The 23230-nt window shown below is 63.8% G+C and carries 17 protein-coding genes and 1 pseudogene; 7 read left to right on the forward strand and 11 right to left on the reverse strand.

Annotated elements, in window-relative coordinates:
• Window positions 1–53: 53 nt before the first annotated feature.
• The 4 genes from AC5RUP_RS02000 to AC5RUP_RS02015 all read right to left on the reverse strand — a co-directional run bounded on the left by AC5RUP_RS02000 (window position 54) and on the right by AC5RUP_RS02015 (window position 6456).
• Window positions 54–1238: a thiolase family protein gene (locus tag AC5RUP_RS02000; RefSeq protein ID WP_494013532.1), complete on the reverse strand. Its 1185-nt coding sequence runs from the start codon at window positions 1236–1238 to the stop codon at window positions 54–56.
• 51 nt (window positions 1239–1289) lie between these two features.
• Window positions 1290–2477, reverse strand: a complete 1188-nt coding sequence (locus tag AC5RUP_RS02005; RefSeq protein ID WP_494065294.1) for an acyl-CoA dehydrogenase family protein — start codon at window positions 2475–2477, stop codon at window positions 1290–1292.
• Complete coding sequence (locus tag AC5RUP_RS02010; protein WP_494065295.1) at window positions 2474–4003, reverse strand: acyl-CoA synthetase; 1530 nt, start codon at window positions 4001–4003, stop codon at window positions 2474–2476. Before AC5RUP_RS02010 ends, AC5RUP_RS02005 begins: the two co-directional genes overlap by 4 nt.
• An 83-nt stretch (window positions 4004–4086) precedes the next feature.
• The gene (locus tag AC5RUP_RS02015) at window positions 4087–6456 is read right to left on the reverse strand and encodes an alpha/beta fold hydrolase (RefSeq protein WP_494153108.1); all 2370 of its coding nucleotides are present in this window, start codon (window positions 6454–6456) and stop codon (window positions 4087–4089) included.
• Between the two features lie 234 nt (window positions 6457–6690).
• Between AC5RUP_RS02015 and AC5RUP_RS02020 the strand changes: the two genes are divergently transcribed.
• The 4 genes and pseudogenes from AC5RUP_RS02020 (at window position 6691) to AC5RUP_RS02035 (ending at window position 11999) form a co-directional block, all read left to right on the forward strand.
• Window positions 6691–7626, forward strand: a complete 936-nt coding sequence (locus AC5RUP_RS02020) for a helix-turn-helix domain-containing protein (protein ID WP_494153107.1) — start codon at window positions 6691–6693, stop codon at window positions 7624–7626.
• A gap of 392 nt (window positions 7627–8018) precedes the next feature.
• The gene (locus AC5RUP_RS02025) at window positions 8019–9572 is read left to right on the forward strand and encodes a GMC family oxidoreductase (RefSeq protein ID WP_494153106.1); all 1554 of its coding nucleotides are present in this window, start codon (window positions 8019–8021) and stop codon (window positions 9570–9572) included.
• Between the two features lie 185 nt (window positions 9573–9757).
• Window positions 9758–11188, forward strand: coding sequence for an aldehyde dehydrogenase family protein (locus AC5RUP_RS02030; protein WP_494153105.1), 1431 nt, complete (start codon window positions 9758–9760; stop codon window positions 11186–11188).
• A gap of 226 nt (window positions 11189–11414) precedes the next feature.
• A pseudogene (locus AC5RUP_RS02035) lies at window positions 11415–11999 on the forward strand (recombinase family protein).
• Window positions 12000–12211: 212 nt separating this feature from the next.
• Here the strand turns inward: AC5RUP_RS02035 and AC5RUP_RS02040 are convergent.
• The 3 genes from AC5RUP_RS02040 to AC5RUP_RS02050 form a co-directional block, all read right to left on the reverse strand.
• Complete coding sequence (locus tag AC5RUP_RS02040) at window positions 12212–13744, reverse strand: tripartite tricarboxylate transporter permease (RefSeq protein ID WP_494153104.1); 1533 nt, start codon at window positions 13742–13744, stop codon at window positions 12212–12214.
• Between the two features lie 13 nt (window positions 13745–13757).
• Entirely contained in the window at window positions 13758–14159 is a 402-nt protein-coding gene (locus AC5RUP_RS02045) for a tripartite tricarboxylate transporter TctB family protein (protein ID WP_494153103.1), read from the reverse strand.
• 140 nt (window positions 14160–14299) lie between these two features.
• Window positions 14300–15265, reverse strand: a complete 966-nt coding sequence (locus tag AC5RUP_RS02050) for a tripartite tricarboxylate transporter substrate binding protein (RefSeq protein ID WP_494153102.1) — start codon at window positions 15263–15265, stop codon at window positions 14300–14302.
• A gap of 205 nt (window positions 15266–15470) precedes the next feature.
• Between AC5RUP_RS02050 and AC5RUP_RS02055 the strand changes: the two genes are divergently transcribed.
• Together AC5RUP_RS02055 and AC5RUP_RS02060 are read left to right on the forward strand one after the other, a co-directional pair.
• Window positions 15471–16706 carry an FAD-dependent oxidoreductase gene (locus tag AC5RUP_RS02055; protein WP_494153101.1) on the forward strand — a complete coding sequence of 412 codons (1236 nt, stop codon included), beginning with the start codon at window positions 15471–15473 and terminating at the stop codon, window positions 16704–16706.
• Window positions 16707–16721: 15 nt separating this feature from the next.
• Window positions 16722–17471 carry an IclR family transcriptional regulator gene (locus AC5RUP_RS02060; RefSeq protein WP_494153100.1) on the forward strand — a complete coding sequence of 250 codons (750 nt, stop codon included), beginning with the start codon at window positions 16722–16724 and terminating at the stop codon, window positions 17469–17471.
• Between the two features lie 975 nt (window positions 17472–18446).
• Here AC5RUP_RS02060 and fahA read toward each other — a convergent pair.
• The 3 genes from fahA to AC5RUP_RS02075 all read right to left on the reverse strand — a co-directional run bounded on the left by fahA (window position 18447) and on the right by AC5RUP_RS02075 (window position 21872).
• Entirely contained in the window at window positions 18447–19703 is a 1257-nt protein-coding gene (fahA, locus tag AC5RUP_RS02065) for a fumarylacetoacetase (protein WP_494153099.1), read from the reverse strand.
• 94 nt (window positions 19704–19797) lie between these two features.
• A complete protein-coding gene (locus AC5RUP_RS02070; RefSeq protein WP_494158232.1) occupies window positions 19798–20568 on the reverse strand; it encodes a hypothetical protein in 771 nt (256 codons plus the stop codon).
• 86 nt (window positions 20569–20654) lie between these two features.
• The gene (locus AC5RUP_RS02075; RefSeq protein ID WP_494153097.1) at window positions 20655–21872 is read right to left on the reverse strand and encodes a homogentisate 1,2-dioxygenase; all 1218 of its coding nucleotides are present in this window, start codon (window positions 21870–21872) and stop codon (window positions 20655–20657) included.
• Between the two features lie 108 nt (window positions 21873–21980).
• On the opposite strand from AC5RUP_RS02075, the gene AC5RUP_RS02080 reads away from it, so the two are divergent.
• A complete protein-coding gene (locus AC5RUP_RS02080; RefSeq protein ID WP_494153096.1) occupies window positions 21981–22541 on the forward strand; it encodes a MarR family winged helix-turn-helix transcriptional regulator in 561 nt (186 codons plus the stop codon).
• 47 nt (window positions 22542–22588) lie between these two features.
• On the opposite strand, the gene AC5RUP_RS02085 is transcribed toward AC5RUP_RS02080, so the two are convergent.
• Entirely contained in the window at window positions 22589–23137 is a 549-nt protein-coding gene (locus AC5RUP_RS02085; protein ID WP_494153095.1) for a MarR family winged helix-turn-helix transcriptional regulator, read from the reverse strand.
• Window positions 23138–23230 lie beyond the last annotated feature (93 nt).

A 23230-nucleotide genomic window follows, 5' to 3' on the forward strand; every position in this document is an offset into this window, starting at 1 on the left:
AGGTTCAGTCAGCCGGGGCGTTGCCTGGGCGTGGTCAGCGGGAGATCAGGGGGTCAGAGCGCCTCGAAGAGGCCTGCGGCGCCCATGCCACCGCCGATGCACATCGTCACCACGGCGTACTTTCCGCCGCGTCCCCGGGTGGCGTGCAGTGCGTGCCCGGTCATGCGGGCGCCGCTCATGCCGTATGGGTGGCCGATGGAGATCGCTCCGCCGTCGACGTTGAACCGTTCCGGGTCGATACCCAAGGTGTCGCGACAGTGCAGGGTCTGGGAGGCGAATGCTTCATTGAGTTCCCAGAGGTCAATGTCGTCGATGGCCAGCCCGTGCCGGGAAAGCAGTTTCGGAACGGCGGTGACCGGGCCGATGCCCATCTCGTCGGGTGCGCAGCCGGTGACGGCGACACCGTGGAAGATGCCCAGCGGTTCAAGGTCACGGCGGGAAGCCTCGGTGGCGTCCATGAGGACCACGGCGGCGGCCCCGTCGGAGAGTTGGGAGGCGTTGCCAGCGGTGACGCTGAACCGGCCCGGGTGCTTTCCGTCCCGGTCCAGGACCGGGCTGAGTTCGGCCAGAGTCTTAGCAGTGGTGTTGGGTCGGTTGCCCTCGTCGCGGGCTAATGTCCCGGCCGGGGCGGTGGCGTTCCTGTCCGGGTGTTGGGACAGTGGGACGATTTCGGCGTCGAAGGCCCCGCGTTGTTGGGCTGCGGCGGTGCGCCGCTGGGACTCGGCGGCGTAGTGGTCTTGGGCCTCGCGGGAGATCCCGTAGCGGTCGGCGACGAGTTCGGCAGTTTCGAGCATGCTGGAGTACAGGCCGGGAACATTGGCTTTCAGCCAAGGGTCATGGGCACGGTGGGTGTTGAAGTGTTGGTTTTGCACCAGGGACACGGACTCGGCTCCGCCGGCGACGATAATGTCGGCGTCCCCGGCTTCGATCATGCGGGCTCCCAGAGCGATGGCCATGAGTCCAGAGGCGCACTGGCGGTCCACCGTCATCCCGGGCACCGTGTCCGGTAGGCCGGCTCGCAGGGCGGCCTGCCGGGCCAGGTTCATTCCCTGGCTGCCCTGCTGCAGGGCTGCGCCCAGGATGACGTCGTCGATTTCGGCGGGGCCAAGCCCGGCACGCCGGACCGCGTGCTCGATAGCGTGGCCGGCCAGTGTCTGGGCCGGGGTGTCGTTGTAGGCCCCCTTGTATGCCCTGCCGATCGGGGTGCGGGCGTAGGACACGAGGACGGTTTGGCGCACGGTGGCTCTCCTGATGGGTTTCGCGGCGGGTGGATGTCGGGCGAAGGCGTTTCAGACGAAGGCGGAGATTCCGGTGAGGGCCCGGCCGACGATCAACGTGTTGATCTGGTGGGTGCCTTCAAAGGTGTAGATCGCCTCGGCGTCCATGAAGTGCTTCATCACTTTGTTTTCCAACTTGATGCCGTTGCCGCCGAGCACTTCCCGGCAGTGGGCGACGGTCTGGCGGGCCTGGGAGGCGGCCATCAGCTTCACCAGGGAGGCGTGTTCCTCTTCCAGTGCGTCCCGGTTGGCGAGTCGGGCGGCCTGGACCAGCGCCCCCAGGGAGGAGGTGATGTTGATTTCGGAACGGACGAGCAAATCCTGCACGAGTTGGAACCGTGCCACGGGGCGGCCGAACTGGTGGTGGCCCATGGCGTGGGCCAAGGCCGCGTCGAAGGCACCGATCGCATTGCCCAGTGCCGTCCACCCGACCTCCAGCCGCGTGGATTTCAGCACTTCGGAGATCTGCCGGAACGAGCTGACCCCAGGCAGCCGCGCGGTGTCCGGGATGCGGACGTCGGTGAGGGTGATGTGGGCGTTCTGCACGGTGCGCAGGCTGTACTTGCCTTCGATCTTCTCGGCCAACCATCCCGGGGTGTCGGTGGGGACGATGAAACCGAGGAAGCGGCCGTCTCCGCCTTGCTCCTTCGCCCACACGATGGCTTGGTGGCCCCAGGTGGCGTTGCCGATCCACCGTTTGGCACCGTTGATCACCCAGCCGGCTCCCTCCCGGCGGGCCGTGGTGGTCATGCCGCCGGCGATGTCGGAGCCTGAGCCCGGTTCGGTGAGCGCGAACGCGCCGATCAGTTCGCCGGTGGCGACGGCCGGCAGGATGTGGGCCTGTTGGGAGGGTGAGCCGAAGCGGCGCACCGACAGGGCGAACAACGAGCCGCTGACCCCTACGAAGGTGGCCAGGGAGGCGTCCTTGCGGGCGAGTTCTGCGGTGAGCATGCCGCGCAGCAGGTGGCTGGGTTCTTGCCCGGTGTGCAGGTGCCGGCCCAGTTGGCCGGATTCGGCCAGTGACTGGACGAGTTCGACCGGAAATTCCGCGTTCTCCCAGGCACGGTTCAGCGCGGTGTCATCCACGCCGGCCAGATAGGAACGGAAGTCTTCCAATACTGCTTGCTCCGCGGGATCCAACAATGTCTCAAAGAGCAGCAGGTCGTGGGACTGGACGGTGGTTGTGGCGGACAAGCTCATCGGGAAACTCCTTGGCGGGTGCGCAGATCGGTTTTCAGCAACTTGCCGGTGGAGGTGCGCGGCATCTGTTCGATGAACTCGATCTGCTTGGGGATTTTGAACCGGGACAGGGCAGGCGCGACGGCTGCGCGGATGTCCTCGGCCGTGAGCTCAACGCCGGCTTCGGGCACGATGAAGGCTTTGCCGACCTCGCCCCACTGCTCATCGGGTACTCCGATGACGGCGGCTTCGGCGACACCGGGCACGTTCAGCAGGGCGGACTCCACCTCCGCCGGGTACACGTTCTCCCCGCCCGAGACGTACATGTCCTTGTACCGGTCCCGGATCCAGTAGTAGCCCTCCTCGTCCCGCACCGCTGCGTCCCCGGTGCGGAACCAGCCGTCGGCAAACGCGGCGGCGGTGGCCTCGGGGCGCTGCCAGTACTCGCGGATCACATTCGGTCCCACCGTCTGGATCTCCCCGATTTCCCCGGGGGATGCCGGCTCGCCGTTCGGGGCGATGAGGCGGACATCGACAAGGAACTGCGGCTTGCCGGCCGATCCGGCCTTGCGGATCCCGTCCTCGGCGGCAAGCTTGAGCACCGCCGGGGCGGTTTCGGTGAGGCCGTAGCCCTGCTGGACGGCCACGCCCCGCGCGGCCCACGCCCGCAGAATGCGTTCGGGCACCGGGGCCCCGCCGACGACGATGGTGCGCAGCGAGGACAGGTCGGTCTGGCTGAACAGGCGGTGGTGGGCCAGGGCATCGAGCATGGCCGGGACGGCGAACAGGCTGGTCACCCCCCGGCCCTGGATCGCGGAGAAGATCGCTTCAGGTTCCACGCGCCGGTGCACCTCGATTGTTCCGCCCTTGAGGAACGTTGGCAGCACGAGCCCGTTGAGTCCGGCGATGTGGAACAGAGGGGCTGCCGCCAAGCACACCTCGTCTGGGCGTATGTCGTTTTCGATCAGGACGTTGATGTCATTGAAGAACAAGTTTCCGTGGGTCAGCACGGCGCCCTTGGGACGCCCGGTGGTGCCGGAGGTGTACATCAGCACGGCCGGATCATCGAGACCGCAGCAGGCTTCCGGCACCGGGCGAGCTTCCTCTTCCGGCATCTGCCCGTAAGGTGTCCCCGCGCCGGTGCCATCGACGTCGACCAACAGACGGGCGGGTATCCTCCCGGCGATCATTCTTGCTGCTTCTGCCTGCCCTTGGCCGAAGAACAGCAGAGCGGCGCCGCTGTCTTGCAGGATGTACTCCGCCTCTGCCGGCGCGAGCCGGGCGTTGACCAGCACGCAGATTGCTCCAATCCGAGTGGTGGCGAACAGCGTCTCTAGGAGTGCCACATTGTTTGCTCCCCAGTAGGCCACCCGGTCACCCGCATGGACGCCCTGATAGGCCAACCATGCGGATAGCGACTCCACCCGATCGGCGAACTGTGCGAATGTCAGCTCCGTTCCCTCGAAGACCAAGGCCACGCGGTCTGGACTGAGCATCGCCCGTCGACGCGGCCAGGATCCGAGCCCCAGGTTTTGAAGACTCGACATGTCGTATGTTCCTTTCGGTTTGCTGACTGGGCGCCGGACACCCGGAAAAGAGGCGCGGGACGGCGATCGTGCGCTTTGGGCGCTTATGCAGCGCCTTCGCCAACGGGCGCGAGCCGGGCTGGTGTATCGGCCCAAAAGCCGGTGGTCAGGTCGGCGAACTCCTTGGCCCGCTCGATCTGCGGCATGTGCCCGACCTTGGGCATGGCGTGTGTGCGGGCGTGCGGCAGGTGTTCGCCGGCGGCGGCGAGATGGGCGAACGGGAAAATATTGTCCTGCTCTCCCCAGATGACCAGGGTCGGTACACGCTGGGCGGCCAAGCCTTCCATGAGCTCCTTGCGCCAGGCCTCATTGGTACCGCGGAACGTGCCGAGGGCTGCGGCGGTGTCCAGGAACACGCGGCTCGCGTGTGGTCGGGAGGCCAGACGGTACCCCAGCTGCACCCGCTCGTCGGTGACCTGCGCCGGGTCGTTGAAGAGGCTGAGTTCCAGCCGGCGTGACGAGGCGGGGCTGGGCTTGCTCAGCAGCATCTTGCCTAGCGGCCGGACTGACATCAGACGGACCGGCAGTGCGACCTCCCTGCCGAAACCGGCGCTGCCGGCGAGTACGAGGCTGCGCACCCGCCGGGGCGCGTCCACGGCTAGCTGCATGGCGACGGCACCGCCCAGAGAGTTGCCCACTATGTGGGCGGGTTGGGTGATGCCCACCGCGTCCAGGAAGGCGCCGAGGAAACGGGCCAGAGCGGGCAGTGAGTATGGCTCGCTCAGCGGTTCGGACCCACCGTAGCCTGCCAAGTCGACGCTGATGAGGCGGTACCCCTGACCAGCAATCAACTCATGCTGCTCGTTCCAGTCCTCAAGGCTGCGGCCTATGCCATGCACCATGACGACAGGGGTTCCTTCCCCCTCATCGCGGTAGCGGACCTGCCCGCCGTTTACTGCAACCGTTTGCGTGGCGGGAGCGTAGAACGCCTCCACTGATGACTCCCCGGCTGCCCGCCGCCGTTGAAAGCTCATGCTCCCGTCCTCCAGTTGACGGCCGCTTAGCAGCCGAATGTCCTTCATGTAGTTCTGGTGCAACCGCCAAGGCACCTGCGTGCCCTGCTTGGCCATCCCGTCCACTCCACGCCGGATGTAGCCGGCGTCGAGGTCCAGGAAAGGGCGTGGGGTCTCGCCGAAGGGGGTGAGCGGGGTGGCGGAAACGTAACCGTTCGCGTCCAGATGTTGCAGGAGGCGGCACGCATACCGACTGACCAGGTCAGCCTTCAGCGTCCAGGAGTTGTTCGTGTAGCCCGTGACCATGCTCAGGTTGGGCACTCCTGAGATCATCATGCCTTTGTAAGCAAACCGCTCGCCGACGTCGACCTTCTCGCCGTCGACGCTCACAGTCATGCCGCCCAGCCATTGAAGGTTCAGCCCGGTAGCAGTCACGATGATGTCTGCGGGCAGGTCCTCGCCCGATTCAAGTACGATCCCGTCCTTGTTAAGAGTGCGGATTCGCCCGGTGGCAATCGATGCTTTGTCACCCCGCAGTGCCGTGAACAGGTCCCCGTCCGGGACCGCGCACAAACGCTGGTCCCAGGGGTTGTAGGGCGGGTTGAAGTGCGTGTCGACGTCGTAACCGGCGGGGAGCAACTTGACTGCATCCTTGCGGATCTTGGCGCGAACCATGTCCGGGTTTTTGCGGCTCAGTGTGTACTTCAGGTGCAGGTTCAGCATGTTCTTCCACCGCAAGGCGGGATATGCCACGGAGGCCGGCAGCACGCGTCTCAGCACATCGGCCAGCGGATCGACAGCCGGCACCGATGCGATGTACGTGGGGGTGCGTTGCAGCATGGTGACGTGCGCTGCCTTCTCCGCCAGGTTCGGTACCAGTGTCACGGCTGTGGCGCCGCTGCCGATGACGACGACGCGCTTGCCCGCGTAGTCCAGGTCTTCGGGCCAGTGCTGCGGGTGCACGATCTGACCGCGGAAGCGCTCCTCGCCCTCGAACGCCGGCCGGTAGCCTTCGTCGTAGCGGTAGTAGCCGGTGGCGCCAATAACCCAGAGGGCCGTAAAGACAACTGATTCCCCGGTATCGGACCGTTCGGCGGTAACCGTCCAGCGTCCGTCGGCGGTAGACCACTCCGCACACAACACCCGGTGGTGGAAGCGGATGTTCCCGGTGATTCCGTATTCCTCGGCAGTCTCCTCGACGTACCGTTTGATCGATGCCCCGTCAGAGATTGCCTTCGGCTCCGTCCATGGCTTGAAGGCGTAGCCGAAGGTGTACATGTCCGAATCGGAGCGGATACCGGGGTAGCGGAACAGGTCCCAGGTCCCGCCGATGGCGCCGCGCGACTCCAGGACGGCATACCGCTTACCGGGACACTCCCGAACCAGATGGGCGGCCGCACCGATGCCCGACAGGCCCGCACCTATGATCAAAACGTCTACATGCTCTGTGGCCACGGCCATCGTCTCTCCTTTAAAGCGGGTGCTCGGAACGGTCCCCCAATGCGCGGTACCGTCCACGCGGGCTAGAGCCCGTATGATCTAGGACACACGGTATGTCTGTTGCAGGGCCGGGCGCATGACTGCCCGTGCAGCCGGCCTTGCCCGTCTGTGCAAGTCTGGGCGTCCGCCGCGAAGCCTGACCTTGGGGCCGGCAGCGGACGGCAAGTCCCGTGAGGGTGTTGAAGGAGACGATCCATGACAAAGGTGCAGACCTGGTCCACCGACCGCTTGCCGGAGAAAGCCCGGTTCGAAGCGTGGGCGGAGAAGATGCGCGCGCTGCACATGGACTGGGACCTCTCCACGCCGGTCGAGGATACCTATGCCGCCCGTATCCGCTACCGGGGGGCCGGGAACCTCAACGTCGCCGACGTGCGCTGCGCGGCGTTCGGGGGTCAACACGCCCCTTCATCAAACACCCCTGACGTCGTGGGCATCCAGCTGCAGCTCAGTGGGCGGCTGACGTGCACCTATGGAGATGACCGGTTCACGCTCAATCCAGGCGACCTGTTCCTCTGGGACAGCGACCGAAAAGGCACCTTCGACAGCGTTGGGCAGCACCGCCAGCTGTCGCTGCTCGTCCCGATGGCGCGGGTCCCGCAATCCATCGCATCGATGCTCGGGAGCAGTCGTCCCCTCGCCGCGCGGCCCGGAGCCGGCGCACTTTCCATTGCTGCAAGCCAGATCCGCGCAATCGCCCGCGAGCTGGACCACCTCAGTGATGATGCCCTGCACCGGACGGTGAACGGGCTCCTCGATCTTCTCGACACCGCGGTGGCCCCCGCCCAAGGCACAGCCTCCGGGCAGCGCGCGCAGCTTCTCGCGGACATCCAGCAGTACATCCTGGAGCGGCTCGACGACCGGCAAATGTCTGTCAGCTCCATCGCAGCCGCCCACTGGATCTCGGTGCGCACCCTGCACCTCATCTTCTCCGAGTCGGGGACACCGGTGGCACGATGGATACGCCAGCAGCGGCTGGAGCGCTGCCGCCGCGATCTGGCCGGCGCCTCGGGCTCCACGACGGTCACCGCTGTCGCCTTTCGATGGGGCTTCAGCGACACGGCCCACTTCAGCCGCGCGTTCAAGCAGGCCTTCGGCGTCCCGCCGACGGCGGTCATGCCGCGGCCGGAGTAATACAGTGGCATTGATGGTGCCACCGGCACATCAACGCCACCTTTCAATGGACTAGCCGCCCTGCCGGCCTAAATCCCACCAAGGCGTCGCGGTCCTTTATCCCGGGTGCCACCTCGCACCGTTGGGCCCCAAATCAGGACGAGCAGGCAGCGGCCACCACGCACCGGGGCGTCCGGGTCACTGATACAGCGGCTCTCCATTTCCGCCGTTCAGCCGCCTGGCCCTAACAACGAGACGTCGATCCACTCGAGTGTGTGCCCGCAGCCAGGTCAAAATGGCACTGATTGTCATGGCCCCTGCACTCACTGACAAGCGGATTGCGCCACGCGCAAATAAGACTGGAGCATCAGTTGTAAGTGAGCTGCATCACCGCAGAGTTTGGGAGGCCAAAGATGGCAGCAGAGTTGGATTTCATCGTCATAGGTGCGGGATCGGCCGGGTCCGTCCTCGCACGCCGGCTCATCGACGCCGGCAAGCGCGTGGCCGTGCTGGAGGCCGGCGGCGAAGACACCAACCCGGTGATCGCCGACGTGTTCGCGGCCGGTGCACTCTGGCACGGGCCGGAGGACTGGGACTACTACACCACGGAGCAGGAGGGGTGCGCCGGCCGGCGACTGCACCTGCCGCGCGGGAAGGTCACCGGCGGCTCGCACGCGCTGAACGCCACTATCTGGGTCCGCGGCGCGAAGCAGGACTACGACACGTGGGCCTACCTGGGCTGCCCGGGCTGGAACTGGGACGAGGTCCTGCCTGTCTTCAAGGCGATCGAGAACTACGACGGCGGGGCCTCCGACACGCGCGGCGGTTCCGGCCTGCTCGACGTCGTTAAGGACTTCCCACGCAACCCGGTCCAGGACGACATCCTCGAAGCCGCGCAGGAAGTCGGGGTGAAGCTCAACGAGGACTACAACTCGGGCGACGTCGAGGGCGTCTCCAAGATGCAGCTCAACGTCCGCAGCGGCAAGCGCTTCAACACCTGGCACGCCTACCTCAAGCCCGTCATCGGACATGAAAACCTCACGCTCATCACCGGCGCCCACGTCCGCCGGCTGCTGATCCAGGACGGCACCGTGACCGGCGTCGAGTACGAAAAGGACGGCCGGCTGCTCACCCTGGCGGCGGCAGAAACCGTCCTCGCAGCCGGCGCGATCAACTCACCGGAACTGCTGCTGCGCTCGGGCATCGGGCCGGCCGACGAACTGCGCAGGGCCGGCATCGAACCCGTGCTGGACCTGCCCGGCGTCGGGAAGAACCTGCACGACCACCTGCTCTCGCCGGTCATCTTCACGACGACAAAGAAGGAAGTCCCGCCCTCGCAGGTTGCCGCCGCGGAGACCCACCACTTCTGGAAGAGCAGTCCGGACCTGGCCGTGCCGGACACGCAGCCGATCCACTTCTCCCTTCCGATGTACTTCCTCGACGACATGACCGGCCCGGAGAACGGCTTCTCGCTCATCGGCGGCATCGTCCGCCCGCTCAGCCGCGGCGAAATCACGCTCTCCGGCCCCAACCCGGAGGACCCGATCCGGATCGACCTCGGTGCGCTGAGCACCGAAGAGGACGTCCGCGCCCTGGCCGCCTCCGTCCGCCAGTGTCGCGAAATGGGCCGCACCACCGCCCTGGCCGAATGGGGCCCCGAAGAGATCTACCCCGGACCGGAGTACTCGGACAGCGACGAGGACCTCGAGCGCTACGTCCGCGAAACCGCCGTGACCTACCACCACCAGGTCGGCACCTGCAAGATGGGCCTGGACGAACTCGCCGTCGTCGACCCGCGCAGCCTGAAGGTCCGGGGCCTGAACGGCATCCGCGTCGCCGACGCCTCCATCATGCCGCTGGTGCCCACCGGCAACACCAACGCCCCGTCCGTACTCATTGGCGAAAAGGCCGCCGAATTCATCACCGGCAACCACTTCGGCGTCGCAGACACGCAGAAACCGCAATGACATTGGGCTGGGTCAGCAGATGACGTTCTTTGGACCCACGTCTGGGGTCGGCCGTCGTTATCACACAGGCGGCGGCTGGGAATCGGGGCCGCAACGGCCGAATGATACGCAGCCGTCGCGTTCTCACGCATCCCTGCCCAGCCGGATCTTCCTGCCTGAAATCCACCAACCACGAAGGACACGACATGACCACCCAGTCAGAAACCCTGACGATCACCTTCGCTGACCTCCTCGCCGCGATCCAGCCGGCCGAGGGCGGTCGCGAGATCAAAGACCCTGCCACGGGGGAGCTCGTGGGCTGCGCACCCGAGCACACCACCGCAGATCTGGAAGCCGCGGTCACCGCTGCCCGCGCGGCCCAGCCGGCATGGGCCGCGCTCGGCCACGAAAAGCGCAGCGAGTACCTGAACCGCGCCGCCGACGCCGTCGAAGCCTCCACCGAAGCCCTCGCCGAGCTGCTCTCCCGCGAGCAGGGCAAGCCCCTGAACGGCCCCAATGCCCGCTTCGAAGTCGGGGCGTGTGCCGCCTGGCTGCGCGCTACGGCTTCCTTCGAACTCGAGCCCGAAGTGCTGGTCGATGACGAGGGAGGCCGGGCCGAGCTGCACTACCGCCCCCTCGGCGTGGTCGGTGCGATCGGCCCGTGGAACTGGCCGATGATGATCGGCGTCTGGCAGCTGGCTCCGGCCCTGCGCATGGGCAACACCGTGGTGATGAAGCCCTCGAGCTCCACGCCGCTGTCGGTCCTCGCGCTGGTGCACGTCCTGAACACCGCGCTCCCGGACGACGTATTGCACGTGATCTCGGGAGACCGGACCGTCGGCAACTTACTGGTCGAACACCCAGGAATCGCGAAGATCATGTTCACCGGCTCTACGGCCGCGGGCAAGGCGATCATCCGTTCCTCTGCGGATACCGTGAAGCGTCTGACCATGGAACTCGGCGGAAACGACGCCGGCATCGTACTTCCGGATGCAGACCCACAGGCGATAGCGCAAGACCTGTTCTGGGGTGCGTTCATCAACACCGGCCAGACCTGCGCCGCGCTCAAGCGCCTCTATGTGCACGAGGATATTTACGAAAACGTTGTTTCCGCCCTGGCCGAGGTCGCGAAGGCCATGCCCATGGGTGTCGGCCTGGACGAGAACAATGTGCTCGGTCCGCTGCAGAACAAAAACCAGTACGACATCGTCTCGAACCTGGTCCAGGCGGCCAAGGACTCCGGAGCCCGCATCGTCCTCGGCGGCAACCCCGAACAGGGCCAGCCGGGCTACTTCTACCCGACCACCCTGGTCGCTGACATCAACAACGACAACCCGCTGGTCGCCGAGGAACAGTTCGGCCCGGCCCTGCCGATCGTCAAGTACTCCAGCGTGGACGAAGCCATCGAGATGGCCAACGCCCTCGAGGTCGGCCTCGGTGCCTCCGTTTGGTCCTCGGACAAGGACAAGGCCCGCGAAGTCGCCGCCCAGATCCAGGCCGGCACGGTGTGGATCAACAAGCACGGCGCCGTCGACCCCCGTGTACCGTTCGGCGGTGCCAAGCAGTCCGGCTACGGGCTGGAATTCGGCGTCGAAGGCCTCAAGCAGCTCGGCCAGCCCCACGTCATCAGCTACTAGCGATCACCTGCGCGTGGGGCTGCCATCCCTCGGTGGCAGCCCCACGCTCGCCTAACACCCAAAAGCCGCCTTCTGGGTCTTGTCTCATAAGCCGGTCCCCCACCGCGACACTTACGGACCGCTCTCTGGGCGGCAAATTTCCATACAGGTACTGGCATTTTGGATTCGCGTATACACGGCCCGCAAAAAAGCCCGGTGAAGCTAGCCTAAACGCTTCAGTTGAAGGATATCCGCGCACATCATCGGCTACGCCCGCGTCGCAAGCAACGAGCAGGACCTCACCGCCCAAAGAAACGGGCTCGCCGCGCTGGGTGTGCCCGAAGACAGGATCTACACCGACCACGGGCTCACCGGCACCAACCAGGACCGGCCGGCCTCCGTGAAGCCCTCGCCGCCGTCCGCGCCGGCGATACTCTGGTCATCACCAAACTCGACCGGCTCGCCCGTTCCCTGCCCGACGCCCGCGACATCGCTGAAGAATTCACGAAGAAGAAAGTGAATCTGAACAACCGCGGATCCGTCCACGACCCGACCGACCCGGTCGGCCAACTGCTCTTCAACGTTCTGGCCATGGTCGCCGAATTCGAATCCGGCCTCATCCGCGCCCTCACCCGCGAAGGCATGCAGGTCGCCAAAGCCAAGGGCAGGCTCCGCGGCAAACAGCCAAAAATAGGAATCCCACCTAGTCTCCTTATATATAGGAGGACAACACACCATCAAAGAGATCGCCGAGCCGTTCAAGGTCGCCCGCAGCACCGTCTATCGGATTGTGCAGGGAACTACATCGACACCACCCGCCGGATCGACGTAAGCAGGATCCATCAGTTGGCATCTGCCAGCATCGTCATCTTCGAGAGCACAGGCATGGTCTCCCGCCCGGATGTCGTCTCCTCTTCGCAGGATCTCGTCCCCCGCAGCGCTGTCGTAATAAACAGCCAGAACAGAATGACCGTCACGGGTTCGTGACGGTCATTCTGTCTGCTGTGATGCTTCGTTTAGTTCTCGACTGGTCGTCGTTGTCGGTCAGTCCTGATCATTCTGGAGGGCGAGCTCCACCACCTTGTTGCTCCGCTGAGCCTTTCGGCGCGCTCTCGACCGCAGAATGGCCGTGATAACGAAAGACAAGACGACGACGAGGACAATGCCACCGGACAGAGGACGCGAGACGAAGACCAGCGGATCGCCATTAGAAATTAGCAGTGATTGCCGCACACCCTGTTCCAGAATGGGGCCGAGGACGAAGGCGAGCACCATGGGAGCCGGTTCCAGCCCGACCAGTCGCATGAGGTAACCCACCAGGCCGAAGGCCAGGAGCACCCACATGTCGAACATACTGTTCGACAGGCTGTACGCACCGATGGCAGTGATGACGACGGCAAATGATGCGAGCAGGCCTGCCCGCACGTTCAACAATCGCACGAAGACGCCGACCATGGGAATGTTCAACACCAAGAGGATGAGGTTTCCGACGATCATGGAGGCGATGACGCCCCAGAACATTGCCGGCTGTTCTACCATCAACATCGGTCCGGGGGTAATGCCTTGAATAAGGAGTGCGCCGAAAATAACGGCCATGACCACGTTGGACGGAAGCCCGAGGGTCAGCAGCGGAATGAAGGCAGTAGTGGCAGACGCGTTGTTGGCAGATTCGGGGCCGGCCACACCTTCTATGGCACCCTTGCCGAACTCCGAGCGGTTGCGGCTGACCTTTTTCTCGAGCGCGTAGGATGCCATCGACGAGACGACGCCACCGCCGCCGGGCATGAGGCCGATCAGGGCGCCGAGGACGCTGCCCCGTCCAATGGGTCCGGCGATCCGGCGAATGTCCTTCCGGCCGGGAAGGATGGCCTTGACCTTGGTTCCCACCGATTGCGCCTTCTCGGTCTGGGTAACGCTGAAAATAAGCTCGCCGAGGCCGAAGACGCCCATGGCAACGGCAACGAGGTCAAGGCCGCCGCTGAGATTGATGTCCCCCATGGTGAACCGCCCGTCACCGAATATGGGATCTCGGCCAATGGTCGCGAAAAATAGGCCCAGACTGGCGGAAACCAGCGCTCTGGCAACTGACCGGCTCCCTATGTAACAGGTTAACAGGATGCCGCAGGCGGCTATGACGGCGAACTCCGGCGGTCCGAACTGGACGGCCAGAGTCGCGAACAACGGCGCCAGAAAGAACAGTGACAACGTCGAAACGGTGCCTCCGATGAAAGAGGAGATGGCCGCTGAGCTCAGCGCAACACCGGCTCGCCCCTTCTTGGCCATTTCGTGGCCGTCGATTGACGTTACGATGTTCGCTGCCTCGCCGGGTACCTTGAGAAGGATTGCCGTGATGGTGCCGCCGTACATCGATCCGTAGTAGATGCCGGCCAGCATGATAATGGCCGACGTCGGGTCCATTGAAAAAGTGATCGGCAGAAGAAGTGCGATGGTGGCTGTAGGGCCCAGGCCGGGAAGAACACCGATAATCGTTCCCAACACAACACCGACCAGCACCCAACCGAGGTTCGCCAGGGTCATGGCCGCGGCGAAACCTTCGCCGATAGCAGTAAATTCCACGGTTCTTCCTTGCTCAGATGAGGACGCCGCGGGGGAACGGGACGCCTAGTAGGACTTCGAAAAGTATGTAGAGAACGCCGACCCCGACCACGCTCAAAAGCAGCGTGAGGCGCAAGGATTCGCCAGCCAAGTACTTCAACCACAGGACTAGGAAGAAGAACGTCGAGATGGCCATGCCGAGGAAGCCGAAGGCGACCAGGTAGATGGCCAGGCTAGCGAAGGCGACGAACTCACGCCAAAATGAGGTTTCAGGCATCGCCTCGGGGTTCAAGCCTCGTTCACGGATGATGGCGTCCACGAGGGCCCCAAACAACAGCACTGCCACGACCAACGGCCACAATCCGGGCCCAGGAATGCCCTGATCCCAGATGCCCATGCGGTAGGACTCGGCCGCAATCCCTACTGACACGGCCATCAACAGCGCCATCGTCGCGAGTCGAGCCAGACGTGCCCTCCGGGTCAACCAGTATGGAGGTGCTCCGTCTGATGCGCTTTCTTCTGTGATGGCGGCGGCCCATAAGGAATCATGGACGGCCGCCTCGCCGGTGTCCTTCATCAGAGCTTTGCCAAGATTTCGGCAATCTCGTCAAATCGCTGCCCCAAAGCCTCAGAGCCCACGAACTCTTCCGGAACGTATGCTTCGCCGGTTGCCCTGATGAAATTCTCGTTTTGGATGCAAGACTCGAGCGTGGTTTCCAGGGTGCCCTGCACGTCGTCCGGGAGACCCGCGGGTCCAGCCAGGCTGAACAACGTGTCGCTGTACACCAACTCCGGGTAGCCGGATTCCGCCAAAGTCGGTACGCCCATGGCCTCGACCGGTGCGGCCGCACCCGTCGCCAATGCCTTGTACTGGCCCGACTCGATGGCGTCGAGGAAGTCTTTCGAAGCGGCGTCCCAAACTGCGTCCACGCTGCCTCCCAGCACCGCGGTACGGGCCTGGCTCCCACCCTCGAAGGGTACGCTCTGGAACTGGATGCCGTACTCGTTCGCCCAACGACCGAGTTCAATGCCGAATGCCGTCGTGGCACCAGGGACCGCAATGCTGACCGAATTAGGGTTCTTCTCGGCAGTGTCAATCAGCTCGTCGATGGAGGAGTACTTAGAATCCGGTGCGACCGCAATCACGCTGGGCACCTGTGCCAGGAGCGCCAACGGTTGTATGTCCGAGGTTTGGAAGTCGATGTCGGACTGCAGAATCGGGCCGGCAACCGCCGAAGTGTTCGACACCAACCCCAGGGTCTGGCCATCAGGTTTCGATTGGGCCATAACACTGGTGCCGATTGTGCCGGCCGCGCCGGGCTGGTTCTTCACCACGAACGGCTGGCCCAGCTCATCGCTTAGGCAATCTGAAATTGCCCGGGCCGTTGTATCGCTCGGTCCGCCGGCGCTGTAGGGCACGATCACGGTCACGGGTCCCTTTGGGTATTCGCCGCCACCATTGGCTGCGGCACCGCAGCCCGCCAATGCCAGTGATCCCACCACCAGGCATGATGCCTTCACCAGTCTTTTGGTTGGTTTCATCGATATCTCCCTAATCCGCTGTGAGCGGTCACGTATGACCGAATAAGTTCTGTGATGCACCACACGCTAGATTGTGCGCCCTTGAATAGTCAACACAAATAAGAAATATCGCTCAATAGGGTGACACTTGACGGTAAGGGGATGAACTGGCAGACTCGCCGATATTCGCTTACTTATGACCGAATATCGGATATGGAGGAATCAGATGGGCTTGGAGAATGAGAACCCGATCGTTATCGTGGGAGCGGGTCCTGCCGGGATGGGGCTCGCGGCGTTGCTGGTGCACAATGGCTTGCCGGTGTTGGTGATCGAAAAGGAAGATCACATAAGCCGGGAATGGCGGGCATCTACCTTCCACCCTCCGACGCTCGAAGGGTTTGCTCCTCTGGGGATCAGCCAAAAGATGGTGCAGAGCGGGCTGGTGGCCGACCGATACCAGGTGCGCGACCGAAAACTCGGCCTTGTCGCGGATTTCGACTATTCGACTATCCGCCAAGACACCGAGTTCCCGTTCCGCCTTCAACTCGAGCAGTACAAATTTGTGGAGCTTGTGGCCGAGTACCTCAAGGAGCGGCCGCTCGGCGAGCTTCGTCTGGGCACCGAACTATCCGGGATCGACGACCGTCAGGACGGCCCCGTCGTGACGGTCAAGGGTCCAGGCGGTACCGAGCAGATCCAGGCCTCGTTCGTCATCGGTGCCGATGGAGCACGGAGCGCTACCCGAAAGATGCTTGGCCTGGGGTTTGAGGGTTGGACCTACGAGCAAAAATTCCTCTTGATCAGCACGGACCTTCCATTCGAGGACTACATTGAGGATTTGTGCTACGTGAACTACGTAGCCGATCCCGAGGAATTCGTCATGTTGCTGCGCATTCCCGATGTTTGGCGCGTCCTGGTCCCGGTGGCACCGGACGCAGACGAAAACGACATAACCTCAACGGACAACCTGATCAGGGTGCTGGAAGGCGTGACTGGCCAGAAGCTAGAAGATGGGCAGGCCAGCATCTTTGCCCACCAGCTCTACAACGTGCATCAGCGGGTCGCGGAATCCCTTCACGGTAAACGCACGGCCCTGGTGGGCGACGCCGCTCACGTTAACAGTCCCATGGGCGGGTTTGGCCTCAATAGCGGGCTGCACGACGCATTGGATCTGGCACCGCGGCTGAAGCGCCTGGTAGAAGCAGGATTCCCCGAGGACCTGGTGGCCAGTGAGCTGAACAGCTATTCCGACTCGCGACGGGCCGTTGCCCTGGAGCATGTGCGTCGCATGAGCCATGGGAACACACAAATGCTCATGCAAACCGATGAGGACGAGCGGGCCAAGGACCGTGCCCGTCTGGCCGCGATCGCCGGTAGCCCGAAATCGACCCGCGAATTCCTTCTGGATGCGACGATGATTAATGCAGTCCGAGAGGTCGGATTCGGACGAGTTGCCTCGTGACTATTAGGAGCCGGTGTGGAAACTGCAGGTGAGTGGGGAGACGTTCAGGGCCCGAACGACGTGAGCAGACTCAATGGGGGCGAAGGCGTGGAGATCAACCGGGCGATTTCGCAGACCCTTGATCGCGGCCTCCAAGTGCTGGATATCGTGGCGTCCTCGGCCAGCGGGGTCACGATCAACGAAATCGTTGAGCGCCTGGGTTCCCATCGAACGAACGTCACCCGACTCCTCCACACCCTGGTTCTTCGCCGCTACATCGTGCGTGCCGAAAACGGCACCTATCTGATAGGCCCACACCTGTTGGAAATGGCCCGGTACGTCGAACCGATGATGCGAGTGGTGGCGCAACCTGTGCTGCAGCGCATGGCCGACCAGCTGAAAGCCACAACTCACCTGACGGTTGCACAAGGGCAAGACGCGCACGCGATTCTGGTGGTGGAGCCACGCACCGCCACCTACCACATCGCTTATCAGGCCGGCACCCGCCGCCCCCTCACCCGGGGAGCATCAGGGTTCGCCATCCTAGCGGGCCGGCCTGCCTCGAAGGCGGAGCTTCCAGAGGTGGCACTTGCCAGAAAGAAGGGGTGGGCGGCCAGTTCAGGACAGATCGAACGGGGAACCTGGGGTATAGCCGCCGCCCTGACCCACCCCGACTATCGCGACTACAGCATCGGCGCCATTTACCTCGGTGTACCGGACGACCCAGACGAGGTGGCGGGCAAAGTCATGGCTGCCGCCCAAGAGATTGTCGACGCGATCGGCTGAACGATCCCCCCACCACTGGTGGGGCATACCAAGGAGAGAACCATGGGCCCTGAACGCAGCGCAGCGAGGTCCCCGTCGCGTCCTTGGTGGGCGAGGCATCCCAAGCCAAGCGCAAACTGGTTGGCGTGACGGCCACGCCTACAGAACGGTGCACCGGCTCAGTCGACGGCAGGTTCCTCGCCGCCGGCGGGCCGGCCTAAACGAAGGAAGGAAAGCTGTGGGTTCCAGCCTGACCGAACTCGTGCTAATACCGCCTCGGCGGAACTGCTCCTTGTTTCCGGACGCCGTGAAAAAGGTGCCTCATGCGTGGCCGCGCCAAAGGGCGGTCCGCCGCCAGTGAGTGACTGCGATGGTTCCCCCTGGCGGCGGACCGCCCGACTTGGGCAGAGGGACAGGGCAAAATCCGGCGTGGAACAGCTGGGCCGCTTGCTGGCTTCGCCGTATTGATGCTACTGCGGCGCGCTTGGCAGAACTGCGGGACCTGCCTCGCACCACCCGCGACCGCCTGAGCGGCGTTCCGATGCCCATCCAAACGACAGGGGGCTCCTCGTCGGGGTGGGCTGGAGCGGCGAGGAGGGCTACGTCCCCACCCTCGTGGCCAAGGCCCGATACCGCGACCGATTTATCCCCGCAAGAAATTCGCGGCCCAGAACAGTGCCGCAGTGGCCCACATCCTGCGATCGACCAACCCGTCCACCGCGCTTCCCTGAACTGGTCGAGGCCTGCGCTGTGCTCACACGAGCGCTACAGGACGCAGTCTGCGACTGGCCGCACCATGACAATCGGACCCGTCCACTTTTGCCGGATACCGTCCATCGGCGCGTGCCGCTCTCTGCCAAGCGTGTCCGTCCGCACCCGCCCGCCATACTTTAGTAGCGGTGCCGCCTGCGGCATGTGGTTCGGCATAAGTTAGGCAGCATGTTTCCCCACCCCCTGTTTGCGGCGGTTTGGGCGCGGCCACAGGTTCCCGCCCTTTCAGTCCGAACTCCGGCCACTGCCGGTGGTAGCTGGCAAAATTGTGCCGGTACATTCTCCAAAGTCAATGACCGACCCGTTAGGTCCGGGTGCGGTGGCGGTAAGGGTGACGGTTTGGTCGTCTTGCAGGAAGGACATCTCGGTTCCGTCGGCGAGCGTGATGGGTTCCTTCCCGCCCCACGAGAGCTCCAGAAAAGATCCGCGTTGATTCTTCTCAGGACCGGAGATTGTGCCGGAACCGAAGAAGTCGCCCGGGCGTAAGCTAGCGCCGTTTGCCGTCATGTGGGCAACCATTTGAGGAGCCGTCCAATACATCGTACTTACCGGGGGCCGCGAGATAGTCTCGCCACCGAGTACGACCTCCAAAGTGATGTCCAGTCCCCACGGTCCGATTGCGGAGTCGTCGAGGTACTGGGCCAGTTGGTGGTCGCGCGCCGGCGGTGCGACCCGGGCTGTCTCAAGGGCTTGGAAGGGCACAACCCAGAGGGAGATCGATGAGGCGAAAGACTTGCCCAGGTAAGGACCCAGGGGAACGTACTCATAGGCCTGGATATCGCGGGCGGACCAGTCGTTAAAAAGCACCATGCCGAAGAGGTGTTCGTTGGCTGCCTTAGTGAGCGAAACCTCCCCTGCAGGGGCGGAGCCACCGAGCACGAAACCGATTTCCGCCTCGATGTCCAGACGCCTGGAGGGACCGAAGCTGGGAGTTCCAGTCTGTTCGGGGCGCAGGCCCTTGGGGCGGCGCACGCCACGTCCGGAGGGGATCACAGTCCCGGCGCGGCCGTGATATCCGACAGGCAAGTGCTTCCAGTTGGGCAGCAGCGGGGCCTGGTCCGGACGGAAGATTTTGCCCACGTTGGAGGCGTGGTGCTCCGAGGCGTAGTAGTCGACATAGTCGGCCACTGTGAAGGGCATGTGCAGCGTGATCTCCTCGACTAGGTAGGAGTTGGATTCCACCGCATCAGCCAATCCGGCTGTGTTCACCACGTTCACGAGCCAAGTCCTCAATGCGGACCAGACCTCGTGCCCGGCAGCCAGCAGCACGTCTAGGTTTGAACCCAGCACCGCAGGGCGGGCCCTCTCCGGCAGCACCGGACCGGTGGCGTCTAGAGCGGAGGCCAGCGCACTCACGTCGATCGCCCGGTCCCCCAGACGTACCCCCAGGCGGGGATCGCCGGCGGCGGGCGAGAAGGAAGCGTAGGGCAGGTTCTCAGGGCCAAAGCCCTCGGTGGCGAATCGGGCGGCGGCAGTAGTCACGGGTGGAACTCCTTCATGGCAGAAACAGTGGATTGAGGCACGGTCCCCGTCCCGCTTCCCGACACGGGCGGGGAAGCGGGACGGGCACCTCGGATTAGATCAGGCCGCGTGGGAAAAGGCCGAGGCGCTCCAGGCTTTCGGCTGGCTCGCCCACGCTGCACGTCCCGAAGGATGTGAACGACTCACGCCAAGACCCGTCAGAGGACTTCGCTAGGTCCACCAGCGGAGCCGGGTCGGTCTGGCTCAGCAGGTCTACTACCTGCTCGGCTGGCTCATGGGTTCGGGCAGCCGAGGTGGCCAGCGCGATATTGAGGAAGCCATGGTGGGTGAACCCCGTGGCGGAGTCCGTGAAGCGCACGGCCTCATGCAGCCCCGCGGTGAGCTTGAACGGGATCCGTGCAGCCACGGCCTCGGTGATCACACCGCCCAGCTGCTCGGGAGTCGGGAAGAGTTGAGACTGGATCCCCCCGGTGCGGTACTTCAAACACAAGCTGGTACCTTTCAGGAGCTCCAGCGCACTGCCACTGACCTGGTCCGCGGTCAGCTCCACGTACACCGGGAGTTCCTGTTCAGCCGCTGCCTCGCGGATCTGCGCCGACCATACCGCTTCGTCCTCGGGGTCAGTCTTCAGCTCGATCGAGACCACACGCAGTTCGGGACTGACCTCTCGGGCGGCATCCAGTGCTGCCCCCAATTGGCCGGCCGGAACGACGACGGAGACATCAACTGACCGGCCCCCCCGGTCCAATCCCGCAGCGATCCCGCAGGCCGCCGACAGGTCCTCCAGTTTGAGTACTGCAGGACCCACCGCGCCGGAAAGCGGATTGGCCCACCGCGCGACGTGGTCAGTGATCGCCTTGTCCAACGGGGCGAGCCCCGGAGGGAATGTCGCGGCGTCGTCGAAGAATCTGATGAATTCGACTGGGACAGTCCTCTCAATTGGGAAAGCGGTCACCGGCTGACCTCCGAAAGCCAGCGGCCACCAGTCCAGGAAGCGGCATAGGCGCCGTCGTCCGTGGCCAAGGCAGCTTCGCCCAGCTCGAGTGGGCGGAAGGTGTCCACCATAACTGCCGTCTCGTCGAAGTAGTCAACGCCCAGGGAGGCCTCGATGGCTCCGGGTTGGGGACCGTGGGGGTGGCCGCCCGGATGAATGGAGACTGACCCCTTGCCGATACCGGATCCCTTGCGCGCCTCGTAGTCCCCGTCGACGTAGAACATGATCTCGTCCGAATCCACGTTCGAGTGGTAATACGGAACCGGGACCGCGAGCTCGTGGTAGTCAACCTTGCGGGGCACGAAATTGCAGATCACGAAGTTCTGCCCCTCGAAGACCTGGTGGGAGGGCGGCGGCTGGTGGACCTTGCCGGTGATAGGCATGTAGTTCCTGATATTGAACACATAGGGGTACAGGCAGCCGTCCCAGCCGACCACGTCGAAGGGGTGGTTAGGCAGGACGTGGATGCTGCCCTGGATGCCCGAGGTGCCGCGGCCGCGGTGCTTGATGTACAGTTCGACGTCTTTTTCCTCCCGCAGAAGGACTTCCGATGGGCCGCGCAGGTCCCGCTCGGAGTAAGGGGCATGCTCGAGCAACTGTCCGTACCGGGAGAGGTAGCGCTTGGGCGGGGCGATGTGCGAGTTCGCCTCGATGAAGTACAGCCGGGCATTCTCGCCGTCCCGCAGCACCCACCTGTGGATAGTCGCCCGCGGGATCACAATGTAGTCCCCCTCCGACACCTCCAAGGCCCCAAACTGCGTTTCGACCAGAGCGGATCCCCGCTCGACGTAGACGCATTCATCGCCGATCCCGTTCTTGTACAGCGGGGAGGTCTTGCCGACATGACCATAGGAGATCCGGACGTCGGCATTGCCCAGCACGAGCCGGCGGCCCGTCACGGCATCGACCTCCGGCACTTGGTCGGCATCGAAGAGGTCATGAAGCTTTAGGTGTCGCGGCAACAGTGGGTCGTTGGGAGTGAGGCTCTGGTCCGGCACCTCCCAGGTTCCGGCACCAACCAGGGCCGACGGAATGTGCCGGTGGTACAGCAGGGCCGAGTCAAGAGAAAACCCCTCCTCTCCCATGAGTTCCTCGTAGAGAACATCTCCGTTTTCGTCCCTCAAGAGGGTGTGGCGCTGCTGCGGCACGATCCCCAACTGGCGGTAGTACGCCATGGTCTTCTCCTTCTTGACGCTCGAGACTGGTCATTTAGTAAAGGTATGTACTACCCAGATAGTAAAGCCGTGTACCACTCAAGGGCAACTCTCACCTAGAATTGGACTGTGCCTCCCAGCGACTTTTCAGACCCGATCAGCCACAAATCCAGCGGACTGCCGGGCTATTGGGCGTTCGTCGACGCGGCACAGCGCCATATCTCCGAGGAGTTTCCAGAAGCGGATCTCACCGCAAACCGAGTCTTCCTGTCCCTGAACCGCGCGTCCTCCACCGTGATTTACGACTTCGAATCCACCATTCACCGGCCGGCCAGTGGCAGCTGGCCCACTTTCCGACTGTTGCTGGCGCTGTGGGTCTCCGGGCCCCTCAGTCCGAATGAGGCGGCATCAATCACGGGCATGAGCCGCGCAGCTGTATCGAACCTCACCGCGCCCTTGGTGAAAAAGGGCCTGCTGGAACGGCGTAAATCACTCAATGACGGCCGCTCGGTCACGCTGCATCTCACTGCATCCGGCACGGAACGCATCCGTGCCGACTTCTCCAGGCAGAACGAACGGGAGAGCCAGTGGGCGGGTGCTCTCGGCGAAGATGAACGCAACACTCTGGTTCGGCTACTCGAAAAGCTTATGGCCCAAAGAGGAGCCGTCGGGGCGCGGCAGCGAAAATAACTCCGGACGCAGAAGGGTCTCGGAGCGCGGCAGTCAGCCCCGGGGCGTCAGCCCCGCTCAATAGCTCCGATCTTCGTCCGGCCTTCCATCAGCTTTTCCAGGAGCATGGTGAGCAAATTGCGCTCGATCGGCGTCAACGTAGAGGCCCATTCAGTTTCCCGTCGGTTGTGGGCAGCAAAAGACTCCGCAATGGCTGCCTCACCCTGTTTAGTAAGGTCCAGCGTCACTGCCCGGCCATCACTGGGGTCATTTCTTCGGTCGATGAGGCCGGCTTTCCGAAGGCTCGATGCCAGGCTCGAAACCGTTGGACGGGGCATCCCCGACAGCCGCGCCAGTCGATGGGGGCTCAACGGCCCGGCAGTCCATAACACGAAAAGCAGCCGGAAGACCGAGTCCGTGAGCCCTAATGGCTTCAACGTCTGCACCTCCAGGTCGTAGATAACGACTCGCATAGCACGGTTCAATGACATCACAAGGCGACTCGCCTCCATGTCGACATCGCTGAGCGCGGCCGGAACAATCGTTTGGGCCTTTTCGACCAACTCCCAGTAATCAATTTCGTCATTATGGCCGCCGCCTGTTAAGTCCTTATCCACAGCGCCAGCGTACACGGCTGCACTCTGGCCTGCGTTCGCACGAAACAGGACCAAACTCCGTTCGGTTCGAATTACATTTTGGAGCGTCAGACT

The organism is Arthrobacter sp. Y3223151 (assembly GCF_059091125.1).

Excerpts from the sequence above, each read along its gene's own strand:
- AC5RUP_RS02025 (WP_494153106.1), top strand. The coding sequence starts at position 8,019 with ATGGCAGCAGAGTTGGATTTCATCGTCATAGGTGCGGGATCGGCCGGG.
- AC5RUP_RS02015 (WP_494153108.1), bottom strand. The coding sequence starts at position 6,456 with ATGGCCGTGGCCACAGAGCATGTAGACGTTTTGATCATAGGTGCGGGC.
- AC5RUP_RS02020 (WP_494153107.1), top strand. The coding sequence starts at position 6,691 with ATGACAAAGGTGCAGACCTGGTCCACCGACCGCTTGCCGGAGAAAGCC.
- AC5RUP_RS02045 (WP_494153103.1), bottom strand. The coding sequence starts at position 14,159 with ATGGCCGTGTCAGTAGGGATTGCGGCCGAGTCCTACCGCATGGGCATC.
- AC5RUP_RS02055 (WP_494153101.1), top strand. The coding sequence starts at position 15,471 with ATGGGCTTGGAGAATGAGAACCCGATCGTTATCGTGGGAGCGGGTCCT.
- AC5RUP_RS02050 (WP_494153102.1), bottom strand. The coding sequence starts at position 15,265 with ATGAAACCAACCAAAAGACTGGTGAAGGCATCATGCCTGGTGGTGGGA.
- AC5RUP_RS02030 (WP_494153105.1), top strand. The coding sequence starts at position 9,758 with ATGACCACCCAGTCAGAAACCCTGACGATCACCTTCGCTGACCTCCTC.
- AC5RUP_RS02075 (WP_494153097.1), bottom strand. The coding sequence starts at position 21,872 with ATGGCGTACTACCGCCAGTTGGGGATCGTGCCGCAGCAGCGCCACACC.
- AC5RUP_RS02010 (WP_494065295.1), bottom strand. The coding sequence starts at position 4,003 with ATGTCGAGTCTTCAAAACCTGGGGCTCGGATCCTGGCCGCGTCGACGG.
- AC5RUP_RS02005 (WP_494065294.1), bottom strand. The coding sequence starts at position 2,477 with ATGAGCTTGTCCGCCACAACCACCGTCCAGTCCCACGACCTGCTGCTC.